This is a genomic window from Streptomyces sp. NPDC059524 (assembly GCF_042749255.1).
GTDB lineage: Bacteria > Actinomycetota > Actinomycetes > Streptomycetales > Streptomycetaceae > Streptomyces > Streptomyces xanthii.
The window spans coordinates 676-10,143 of record NZ_JBHYTK010000223.1 but is presented as its reverse complement, the minus strand read 5'-3'; the positions used below and the strand labels follow the sequence as shown (position 1 = coordinate 10,143).

The 9,468-nt window shown below is 72.9% G+C and carries 10 protein-coding genes; 4 read left to right on the top strand and 6 right to left on the bottom strand.

What is annotated here, in order from left to right; translation table 11 throughout:
* Positions 1 to 28: 28 nt before the first annotated feature.
* The 4 genes from ACFW9D_RS36025 to ACFW9D_RS36010 form a co-directional block, all read right to left on the bottom strand.
* A complete protein-coding gene (locus ACFW9D_RS36025) occupies positions 29 to 817 on the bottom strand; it encodes an SDR family NAD(P)-dependent oxidoreductase (RefSeq protein ID WP_384629338.1) in 789 nt (262 codons plus the stop codon).
* An 8-nt stretch (positions 818 to 825) separates the two neighbouring features.
* The gene (locus ACFW9D_RS36020) at positions 826 to 1,491 is read right to left on the bottom strand and encodes a TetR/AcrR family transcriptional regulator (RefSeq protein ID WP_384629334.1); all 666 of its coding nucleotides are present in this window, start codon (positions 1,489 to 1,491) and stop codon (positions 826 to 828) included.
* A gap of 85 nt (positions 1,492 to 1,576) precedes the next feature.
* Positions 1,577 to 2,617 (bottom strand): PhlD, encoded by a 1,041-nt coding sequence (locus ACFW9D_RS36015; protein ID WP_384629331.1) that lies wholly within the window; start codon positions 2,615 to 2,617, stop codon positions 1,577 to 1,579.
* Positions 2,618 to 2,704: 87 nt separating this feature from the next.
* A complete protein-coding gene (locus ACFW9D_RS36010; RefSeq protein WP_384629328.1) occupies positions 2,705 to 3,526 on the bottom strand; it encodes a helix-turn-helix domain-containing protein in 822 nt (273 codons plus the stop codon).
* A 449-nt stretch (positions 3,527 to 3,975) separates the two neighbouring features.
* Here ACFW9D_RS36010 and ACFW9D_RS36005 point away from each other — a divergent pair, with 449 nt between their 5' ends.
* Positions 3,976 to 4,581 carry a hypothetical protein gene (locus ACFW9D_RS36005; RefSeq protein ID WP_384629326.1) on the top strand — a complete coding sequence of 202 codons (606 nt, stop codon included), beginning with the start codon at positions 3,976 to 3,978 and terminating at the stop codon, positions 4,579 to 4,581.
* 21 nt (positions 4,582 to 4,602) lie between these two features.
* On the opposite strand, the gene ACFW9D_RS36000 is transcribed toward ACFW9D_RS36005, so the two are convergent.
* Positions 4,603 to 5,796 carry a DUF4032 domain-containing protein gene (locus ACFW9D_RS36000; protein WP_384629323.1) on the bottom strand — a complete coding sequence of 398 codons (1,194 nt, stop codon included), beginning with the start codon at positions 5,794 to 5,796 and terminating at the stop codon, positions 4,603 to 4,605.
* A 49-nt stretch (positions 5,797 to 5,845) separates the two neighbouring features.
* The gene (locus ACFW9D_RS35995; protein ID WP_384629320.1) at positions 5,846 to 6,751 is read right to left on the bottom strand and encodes a Gfo/Idh/MocA family protein; all 906 of its coding nucleotides are present in this window, start codon (positions 6,749 to 6,751) and stop codon (positions 5,846 to 5,848) included.
* 229 nt (positions 6,752 to 6,980) lie between these two features.
* Between ACFW9D_RS35995 and ACFW9D_RS35990 the strand changes: the two genes are divergently transcribed.
* From ACFW9D_RS35990 to ACFW9D_RS35980, 3 genes are read left to right on the top strand one after another with little or no spacing between them, the layout of a single operon-like run.
* Positions 6,981 to 8,438 carry an MFS transporter gene (locus tag ACFW9D_RS35990; RefSeq protein WP_384629318.1) on the top strand — a complete coding sequence of 486 codons (1,458 nt, stop codon included), beginning with the start codon at positions 6,981 to 6,983 and terminating at the stop codon, positions 8,436 to 8,438.
* 4 nt (positions 8,439 to 8,442) lie between these two features.
* Positions 8,443 to 9,039, top strand: a complete 597-nt coding sequence (locus ACFW9D_RS35985; protein WP_384629316.1) for a TetR family transcriptional regulator — start codon at positions 8,443 to 8,445, stop codon at positions 9,037 to 9,039.
* 43 nt (positions 9,040 to 9,082) lie between these two features.
* Positions 9,083 to 9,376 (top strand): DUF1330 domain-containing protein, encoded by a 294-nt coding sequence (locus ACFW9D_RS35980; RefSeq protein WP_188335268.1) that lies wholly within the window; start codon positions 9,083 to 9,085, stop codon positions 9,374 to 9,376.
* The last annotated feature ends 92 nt before the right edge of the window (positions 9,377 to 9,468 follow it).

Sequence of the window (9,468 nt, the reverse complement as noted above, 5' to 3'; positions counted from 1 at the left end):
GCCCAGAGGAGAGCGGCGCCCGGGCGTGTCACACGGCCGAGTAGCCGCCCACCACCAGGTGGTAGCTGCCCGCCACGAACGAGGCGCGGTCCGAGAGCAGGAACACGATCAGCTCCGCGACCTCCTCCGAGCGGCCGAGCCGGCCCGCCGGGTGCAGGGCGACCAGACCGTCGTAGGCGGCCTTGTCCATCTCCTTGAGCAGCGGGGTGTCGATGAAGCCCGGGCCCACCGCGTTGACCCGGATGCCCTTCGCCGCGTACTCGGCGGCGGCCGTCTTGGTCAGACCCACGACGCCGTGCTTGGCCGCCACGTAGGCCGGGGAGCCGGCGAAGCCGACCGAGCCGAGGATCGACGCGACGTTGACGATCGCGCCGCCCTGGCCGGAGGCCTGCATGGCCGGGATCTCGTGCCGCATGCTGAAGAACACGCCGTCCAGGTTGGTCCGGACGACCCGGTGGTAGACATCGATGTCGTACTCGCCGGTCGGGGCGCTCGCGCCGCCGATGCCCGCGTTGTTGACGGCCAGGTCGAGCCCGCCGAACGTGTCGACCGCGAACTGCACGGCCGCGCGCACCGACTCCGGGTCGGTCACGTCGAGTGCCACGGCGGCCGCCTCGACGCCCTCCTCGCGCAGCGCCTTCACGGCGTCCCGGGCGCCCTGCTCGTTGAAGTCCGCGACGACGACCCGCGCGCCGCCGAGGCCGAGCCGGCGGGCGGTGGCCAGGCCGATGCCGGAGGCGGCGCCGGTGACGAGGGCGGTCTTCCCGGCGAACTCGGAGGCGTAGTCGGGGGTGATGGCGGAAGGGGTGGTGCTCATGGTGCGGTTCACTCTCTGGTCGCGTGGTCGGCGGCCGCCGCGCGGGCGGCCTCCTCGAAGAGGGCGTCGTAGGCCCGCGCCACCAGATCGGCGAGGTCTTCGGCGTCCGAGCCGGCGCCGCGCGCCCAGGTGCGCAGCGCGGCGGTCAGCACACCGGCGGCGGCGCCGACGACGATCCCGGGAAGCGGGTCCCGGGCCGGGTCGGTGCCGAGCCGGTCGGCGATGATGCGTACGGACTCCTCCTGGGCGTCGACCCGGATGCGCTCGTACGCGGCGAACAGGGCGGGCTCCTCGTCCACGACCGCGTACAGCTCGCGCAGCCGCGGGCGGTGGTGCCAGCCGGGGGTGTCCCGGTCGGTCAGCCAGTCCGCGACGGCCCGGCGGTACGCGAGGAGCGGGGGCTCGTCGGCGGGGCGCTCGCGCAGCGCGGCGTTGATCCCCGCGCCGTCGGCCCGCGTGAAGTCGAGCGCCGCGTCCTCCTTGCCGGTGAAGTGCCGGCTGAAGGTGCGGCGGGTGACGTCCGCGCGCTCGGCGATCGCCTCGACGGTGACGGCCGCGAGTCCCCTCTCGAGCACGAGCTCGACGGCCGCCTCGGCCAGCGCCTCACGCGTCCTGAGCGCCTTCAGCTGCCGCCGGTCGACCCCTTGGGTCCCCACACCCTCGTTCGCCTTCATGCCCCCAGAGTACACCTTCATGTCCCGAGGGGACATGAGTCCCGGCGGGACATATTTTGCGGGGTGGATGTGAGGCGGGGGCGGATCAGGCGTGCCAGTGGCCGTAGAGCGCCGCTGTGGTGAATCCGGGGCCGTACGCGACCATCGCGCCGTGCGAGCCGGCGGCCGGCGGTGTGGAATGCGTGCGTTCCAGGACGCGCAGGACGCTGGGTCCGCCGAGGTTCCCCTCCTCCGCGAGCGTGTCGAAGGAGTGTCTCGCCGCGGTTCCGGCCAGGCCGAGCGCGGCCGCGGTGTCGTTGATGATGCGCGGACTGCCGGGATGGATCAGGGGGAAGTCGGCGGGGCGGCCGCCCAGCCACTTCACCAGGGTCGGGAGCACGTCGTCGGCCGCCGACAGGGCCTCCTTCGTGGAATCGAAGTGCAGTCCGTCCGGCGCGATCCGGCCGCTGTAGCGGTCCAGGCTCCCCGGGAGCACGTACTCCAGGGTGTCCTCGACCGCCAGGCCGGGGCCCAGCGGTTCCGCCGTGACGACGGTCGCGGCCGCCGCGTCGCCGAAGAGCGCCTTGTAGATCATCGACTGCACGCTCGCGTCGCTGTGGTGGTAGACGCCGGAGATCGCCTCTGCCGCCACGACGAGCACCTTCGCGCCCGGGTGCGCCCTCACGTGTTCCGTCGCGCGGATCAGGGCCTGTGTGCCGCCGGCGCACGCCAGGGTGGTCAGCGCGGTGCGACGGACGTCAGGGCGCAGGCGCAGCCGGTCCATCAGGTGGATGTCCAGGTTGGGGACCGACCATCCCGTGGAGTGCGTCGTGATGATGGCATCGATGTCATGGGCGTCGAGGCCCGTGTGGTCCAAGGCTGATCTGGCTGCTTGTTCGGCGAGTCCCAGGGCGTCGTGGAACGTGGTGGGGGCCCGTTCGCCCACGTCCGCGGTGCCGGCCACGGTGGGGGAGTCCAAGGGGCGGGCGAAGTAGCGGGTGTTGACGCCGCAATTGTCGATGATGCGGAGGATCGCGCCCAGCCGTGGGTGGTCGGCGTGATGGGCGCGGATGTCCTGGGTGATCTCCTCGGTGCTGATCTTGTGGGCACCGAGAACGGTCCGAGGTCTTGTGACGTAGGCGGGCACTTGGCGACTCCCACTCGGGTGTGATCGGACGTGGGGGGTGTCGCACAAAGTACTTCACGTTTCGAACGCGTCTTCGGCCGCCCGGGCTCAAACTACTCGTAGGTAAGGGGCCCTGAGGTGGGACCGCCTGCTGCCGGGGTGGAACACGAGGATGATCAGCCGGGCCCCGGGGGCGGTGAGCGGCTGCGCGGCGCAGGTCGTGACCCAGCCGGGGCCGCGCTGCGCGTGCAGCAGGGGGCGTTCGTCGCCGTCCGGATGGATGGTCGCACCGCCCGCCTCGTAGATCCGGGCGGCCTCCGGCTCCGCGAGGACCTCCTTCTCGATCTGGAGGAGGGTGTCGTCCCCGGGGCGCGAGGCGATGGCGGCCCGCAACTGCGGCATCACCAGTGGCGCCCAGGCCGTGCTCCAGTCGATCAGCGAGGAGCGCGCGTCCGTGTCCAGGAGCATCCAGCGCATGGTGTTCTGCGGCACGCGTCCACCTGGGAACAGGTCTCTGAAAGCGTCGTTGCAGGCCAGCAGGTCCCAGGACGCGTCGGTCACGTACGCCATGTGTCCGATGCCGTCGACAGCCTCCTGCCACACCCCGGGGACCTCCTTGCCGGAGGAGAGGTTCAGCGCGCCCGGCGGGTCTTGGAGCAGGGCGTAGCGGCAGAGCAGCACCCACTCCTGCTCGTTGAGGCCGAAGAGGCGCGCGACGTCGCGCAGCAGCTCGGTCGACGGGTTCGGGTAACTCCCCGACTCCAGCCGGTGATACGTGCCCAGCGTCCGGTGCAGCAGTTGGTCCACCTGATGCTGCGAAAGGCCCGGCGCCCGTCTGCCCTGTCCCGTCGGACGCGTGAAGCCGTGGGACTCGGGGGCTATCAGGGCGCGCCGTTCACGGAGCAGGGCGCGGAGCGCCTTCTTGTTCATGGTGGGTAATCCCCATTCGTACACGCCGAGTTGAGCACCGGCAGTCTAAATACTCCCAACGGCTTTGGTAATAAACATTGCCCGAAGAAAACGATCAGTCGGTCCGTCATGATGAGTCGTGCGGGGTTGCCCACCTGCCGGTTTCATCGTCTGTGCGTACGTAGACACAGTGATGTGGCACCTGTGCCGGGCCGCTCGAAAATGGCCGAAATTTCCTGGCGACGGGTAACCCGCGAGCCTCCTGGGGCTGTTCGAGGAAGAGAGTGGGACCGGGCCACCAATTCGTTCGATGTGGCCGGAAAATGCGTTGCACAACGCACGTCCCGCACTCGCCCCCGACGCCCCGGCGGGGTATCTGGCTGCGGTCGGTGCCGTCACTCGCCATTACGTAGCGGCCACGGCACCGGTCGCGCCCGGTCCGCCCCGCACCCGCGGGGCATACTCGGCCCATGAAGACCACGGGAACGGCCAGGCGCCCCAAGGCGATCCGAAGACGCGGAGCCACCGCGGGCGCGGCGATCGGGGCCGCCGCCCTGCTGCTCGCCGGCTGCGGCCAGGAGAAGGCGGGCGACGACACGGCCGGCGCCGTGGCCCCGCCGACCCGTTCGGCCTCGGCCACCCCCGCAGCCTCGGCCACCCCCGCCGCCGACTGTCCCGAGGCGACCGCGACGACCGGGGCTCCGGCGACCGGCCGGTCCGAGGCGGGCGGGGACGCCAACTCCAAGTACGCCGAGAACCACGCATTCCAGCAGCCCATCGTGCTGAAGGGCGCCTCCTTGTGCACGGCGGCCCGCGAAGAGGAACGGGTCCGGGGCGCGCTCGCCCGGTTCGCCGGACGCCGGGACCTCGGCGCCGGCAAGGTCAGATCGGCTCTGGAGAAGCTCGGTTACCGGCCCTCCGGGATCACGGTGGCCGGATCCGGCTCCCTGGTCACCTACGTCGTCGACCTCACGCCCGTGTGCGTGGAGGGCTCCGTCGGCGACCTCCTCCGGGTCGAGACCCACGGCGTGTACATGGAGGGCACGGGCTGCGTGAAGCCCGAAGGCGGCCACTAGCCCGGCGGGTTGAGCCGCCGCTCAGACAGGCCTCCGGGCCACGTGCGCCACGTAGTCCTCGGCCGCCGCCTCCAGCCCGATGTCGTGCCCGTCGCGCTCGGACAGGTACCAGCGGTGCTCCAGCAGCTCGTGGTACAGCTCCGCCGGGTCCACGGGGGAGGGGAGGCGGTCGCGGACCGCGCGGACCGTCGGCCGGAACACGTCGCGGACCCAGCGGTGCGCGAGCACCTCCGGCCGGGCGTCCCGCGCGTCGTCCTGCGTCGCCATCCAGCTCTCCAGATCGTTCAGCAGCCGCCGCGCCTGGTTCTCCTCCGCGTCCAGGCCGGTGAGCCGCAGGAGCTGGCGCTGGTGGTGCCCGGCGTCGACGACCTTCGGCACGAACGTCACCGTGTCGCCCTGAGGCGAGCGCGAGATCTGCATCTCGGCCACGTCGAAGCCCAGCTCGTTCAGCCGCCGGATCCGCCGCTCCATGTAGTGGTGCTTGCCCGGCGGATACACGGACGTGCGGGTCAGCTCGCTCCACAGGTTCGCGTACCGCTGCCCGATCTCCGTACCGAACTCGATCGGGTCGATGGACGGATGCAGCGCGCCCGAGGCCTCCAGGTCGAGCATCTCGCCGCTGATGTTCACCCGGGCCAGATCGATGTCGTACTCCCGCTGCCCGTCGCTGAGCCGCGGATGGATCTCCCCGGTCTCGGCGTCCACCAGATACGCGGCGTACGCGCCGGCGTCCCGGCGGAACAGCGTGTTGGACAGCGAGCAGTCGCCCCACGCGAAGCCCGCGAGGTGCAGCCGCACGAGCAGCACCGCCAGCGCGTCCATCAGCCGGTGCACCGTGGACGGACGCAGGGTCGTCTCAAACATCGAGCGGTACGGCTGGGAACCGCCGAGGTGCCGGGTGATCAGGACCGGTTCGAGCGGGGTGCCGTCCGCCGTCGTGCGGCCCGTGACCACGGCCAGCGGATCCACCGCCGGTATCCCCGTCCGGTCGAGGGTGCGCAGCATCTCGTACTCGCGCAGCGCCGGCCGCTCCGCGAGCTCCTTCACGGCCACGACCTCGTCACCGGCGCGCGCGTAGCGCACCACGTGCCGGGAGATGCCACGCGGCAGCGGCACGAGGTGCTCCTCGGGCCACTCCTCGAGCGGTATGTGCCAGGGGAGGGCGAGCAGGAGCACCGGGTGCTCCGGGTTGGTGGCGCTGATCTCGAGCGGCATGCGCACAGCGTAGGCAGGGCGGCCGGACGAGCGCCCTGGAAGGGGCGGTTCAGTGCTCGGGCAAGGACCGTTCGGCCTCGGCGAGGATCTCCGTCAGCCGCAGGCCGAAACGCGCGTCGCACGCGTGCGGCGCGCCCGTGCGCGCCGAGTGGAGCAGTACGTCGACGGCGGCGGCCGGCGCGTCCTGGTGCGGGCCCGACTCCGGCATCACCGTCACCCCCGCCGCGCCGCGGAACTCGACCGCCGCACCGGCCGCCGCGCGCGGCGCCGTCAAGCTCAGCGCCGCCGTGCTCGACGCCCCCGACGCGTGCCGCAGCAGCAGGTGCACGGTGTCGCCCGGCCCGCGCGCCGCCGTCACCCCGACGACGTCACCCAGCACCGGCAGCAGCATCGACAGGGCGTGCGGACCGACGTCCCACAGCGCGCCCCGGTCGGCCCGCCACGGCGTCGCGGCCCGTACGGCGTCGGCGTCCTCCGCGGAGAACAGCGCGCCGTACCAGTCGGCCCGCCCCGTGAACCAGCCCTCCGCCGCGGACTGCTCCGCCAGCCAGGCCGCGACGTCCGGCGCGTAACGCATCGTGCAGAACACCGCGGAGGCGACCCCCGCCGCGTCCGCGGCCTCGACCACGGCACGGGCCTTCGCCGGATCCGTCGCGAGCGGCTTGTCCAGGAGCAGGTGACAGCCCGCCGCGGCGGCCCGCTCCGCCAGGGGCGCCTGCACGTCCGGCGGCACCGCGAACGCGACCGCGTCGCAGTCCGCGAACAGCGCGTCCACGTCCGCGTACGCCGTCGTCCCGTGCCCGGCGGCCAGCTCCGCGGCCGCCTCGGGGCGCCGGCCCCAGACCCCGGCGAACCGCACTCCGGCATGGGCCTGAAGAACGGGTGCGTAGGTGCGCCGTGCCCAGGGGCCGGTACCGACGAGTCCGAAGCGCGGGGTGTCCGTGGTGAGCGTCATGGCCCGCAGTATCGCCCGGACGCGCGGGCCCGCACAGGCCCGGCGCGGTGGGTCGTGGGACGGGGGCCGGTCGGTGTGACGCAGGTGGCAGGACGGGCGTGAGACAGGCGCAGACAGCCGGGCGCCCGGTGGTGAATACTGATTCACCACCGGGTGAATGGCCATTCACCCCACGCGGGCGCCCACCGGAGCGCACCGGCCCGCGCCCGACGCCCTGAGCAGGAGACCCATGGACCACGTGCCGATACCCGCGACGCCGCGCCCGCGCGAGCGGTTCACCGTCCCCGTCCTCGCCTTCGGCGGCATCCTCATGGCGGTCATGCAGACCGTCGTCGTGCCCCTGCTGCCCGACCTGCCCCGGCTCACCGGCGCCTCCCCGGCCGCCGTGTCCTGGATGGTCACCGCGACACTCCTGGCCGGAGCCGTGCTCACCCCGGTGCTCGGCCGGGCCGGCGACATGTACGGCAAGCGGCGCGTCCTGCTCGGCGCGCTCGCCCTCATGACCACGGGCTCCGTGCTCTGCGCGCTGACCTCCGACATCCGCGTCCTCATCGCCGCGCGCGCACTCCAGGGAGCCGCCGCGGCCGTGGTGCCCCTCTCGATCAGCATCCTGCGCGACGAACTGCCGCCCCACCGCACCGGCTCCGCCGTCGCCCTGATGAGCTCCACCGTCGGCATCGGCGCCGGACTCGGACTGCCGCTCGCCGCGCTCGTCGTCCAGTACGCGAACTGGCACGTCATGTTCTGGGCGACCGCCGCGCTCGGCGCCCTCGGCCTCGGCGCCGCGTGGTGGGCGGTGCGGGAGTCTCCGGTCCGCTCGCCCGGACGCTTCGACGCGCTCGGCACGACCGGGCTCGCCGCCGGACTCGTCTGCCTGCTGCTCGGTGTCTCGCAGGGCGGCCAGTGGGGCTGGGGCAGCGCGACGGTCCTCAGCCTGTTCGCGGGCGCCGTCGTGATCCTCGCGCTGTGGGCCCTGTGGCAGCTGCGCACCGCTCAGCCGCTGGTCGACCTGCGGCTCGCGGCCGGCCGCCGCGTCGGACTCCCGCACCTGGCGGCCCTGTTCACCGGCTTCGCCTTCTATGCCAACTCGCTGGTGACCGCGCAGCTCGTGCAGGCACCCGTCGCCACCGGCTACGGGCTCGGCCTGTCCATCGTCGCGACCGGCGTGTGCATGCTGCCCAGCGGCGTCATCATGCTCCTCTTCTCGCCCGTGTCCGCCCGGATCTCCACCCGGTGGGGCCCCCGCGTCACCCTCGCCGCCGGCGGCGTCGTCCTCGCGCTCGGCTACGGGATCCGCATCGTCGACAGCACCGACCTGTGGGTGATCCTCGTCGGCGCGGCCGTCGTCTCCACCGGCACGACGCTCGCCTACTCCGCCCTGCCCACCCTCATCCTGCGCGCCGTCCCCGCCGCGGCGACCGCCTCCGCGAACGGCGTCAACGTCCTGATGCGCACCATCGGACAGGCCGTCTCCAGCGCGGCCGTCGCCGCCGTCCTCGTCCACCACACCACCGACGTGGGCGGCCTCCCGGTCCCGACCCTGCACGGCTACCAACTGGCCTTCGCCATGGCCGGTAGCGTCGCCCTGGTGGCCACCGCCATCGCCCTGGCCGTCCCCGACGACCGCGCGGCGGGGACGGCCGGAACCCCCGTGGCGGCCCGCGCCGCGACCGCGAAAGGAGCATGAGGGGATGGACGGCACGGACACGGCGCAGCCGGGCGGAGCACGGCCCGCACCGGCCCGCCGGGACGCCGAGGCCAGCAAGGCGGAGATCGTGCGCGCCACCCGCTACCTGCTCGCCCGGCACGCGCAGAGCGACATCACCCTGAAGGCGATCGCGGACCGGGCCGGGGTCAGCCCGCCCCTGATCCTCAAGTACTTCGGCAACAAGGACGCGCTGCTCGCCCACACCATGGACTTCGAGGCCGACGTCGACGCCCTTCTCGACGCGCCGCTCCAGGACCTCGGCCGGCACATGGTCCGCTCGGTGCTCACCAGCCAGGCCGGGAACGGCACCGACCCCATCCTGCGCATCGCGTTCGCCCCGCTCCACGGCGCCCAGGGCGAGATCCTGCGCGCCAACTTCCGCGCCCAGGTCACCGAACGCCTCGCCACCCGCCTGACCGGACCCGACGCGGGACTGCGCGCCGAACTGGCCGTCGCCGCGCTGCTCGGCCTCGGCGTCGTCTACGGCCTGGCCCGCGGCCCGCACGTGCGCGCGGCGGACCTCGAGGACGTCGTCACCCGCTACGGGCCCGCCGTCCAGGGGCAGTTGGACACGCCCTAGGCGGATCATGGCCATGCACACCCGTTCCGACACTGGAGGTTCCATGCCCAAGGGCTACTGGGTCAGCGTCTACCGCACCATCGCGGACCCGGAGAAGCTGGCCGCCTATGACAAGCTCGCGGCCCCGGCCGTCCGGGCCGGGGGAGGCCGGGTTCTCACCCGTGGCGGCCGGGTCGTGACGCACGACGCCGGAATCGCCGAGCGCGCCATTCTGATCGAGTTCGACAGCTTCGAGCAGGCCGTCGCGGCGCGCGAGAGCGCGGCCTACCAGGAGGCGCTGGCCGTCCTCGCCGACGGAGTCGAGCGAGACTTCCGCATCGTGGAAGGCATCGACTGACCCAGGACCCGCCCGCTCTGGCCCCCGCCGTAAACCGGCCCGGCCCGGCCCCGCGATCACTACACACCCGGGGCAAGACCACCGGTACCACG

Coding starts and splice junctions, on each gene's coding strand:
- ACFW9D_RS36025 (WP_384629338.1), bottom strand. CDS start 817: ATGAGCACCACCCCTTCCGCCATCACCCCCGACTACGCCTCCGAGTTC.
- ACFW9D_RS36020 (WP_384629334.1), bottom strand. CDS start 1,491: ATGAAGGCGAACGAGGGTGTGGGGACCCAAGGGGTCGACCGGCGGCAG.
- ACFW9D_RS36010 (WP_384629328.1), bottom strand. CDS start 3,526: ATGAACAAGAAGGCGCTCCGCGCCCTGCTCCGTGAACGGCGCGCCCTG.
- ACFW9D_RS36005 (WP_384629326.1), top strand. CDS start 3,976: ATGAAGACCACGGGAACGGCCAGGCGCCCCAAGGCGATCCGAAGACGC.
- ACFW9D_RS36000 (WP_384629323.1), bottom strand. CDS start 5,796: ATGCCGCTCGAGATCAGCGCCACCAACCCGGAGCACCCGGTGCTCCTG.
- ACFW9D_RS35995 (WP_384629320.1), bottom strand. CDS start 6,751: ATGACGCTCACCACGGACACCCCGCGCTTCGGACTCGTCGGTACCGGC.
- ACFW9D_RS35990 (WP_384629318.1), top strand. CDS start 6,981: ATGGACCACGTGCCGATACCCGCGACGCCGCGCCCGCGCGAGCGGTTC.
- ACFW9D_RS35985 (WP_384629316.1), top strand. CDS start 8,443: ATGGACGGCACGGACACGGCGCAGCCGGGCGGAGCACGGCCCGCACCG.
- ACFW9D_RS35980 (WP_188335268.1), top strand. CDS start 9,083: ATGCCCAAGGGCTACTGGGTCAGCGTCTACCGCACCATCGCGGACCCG.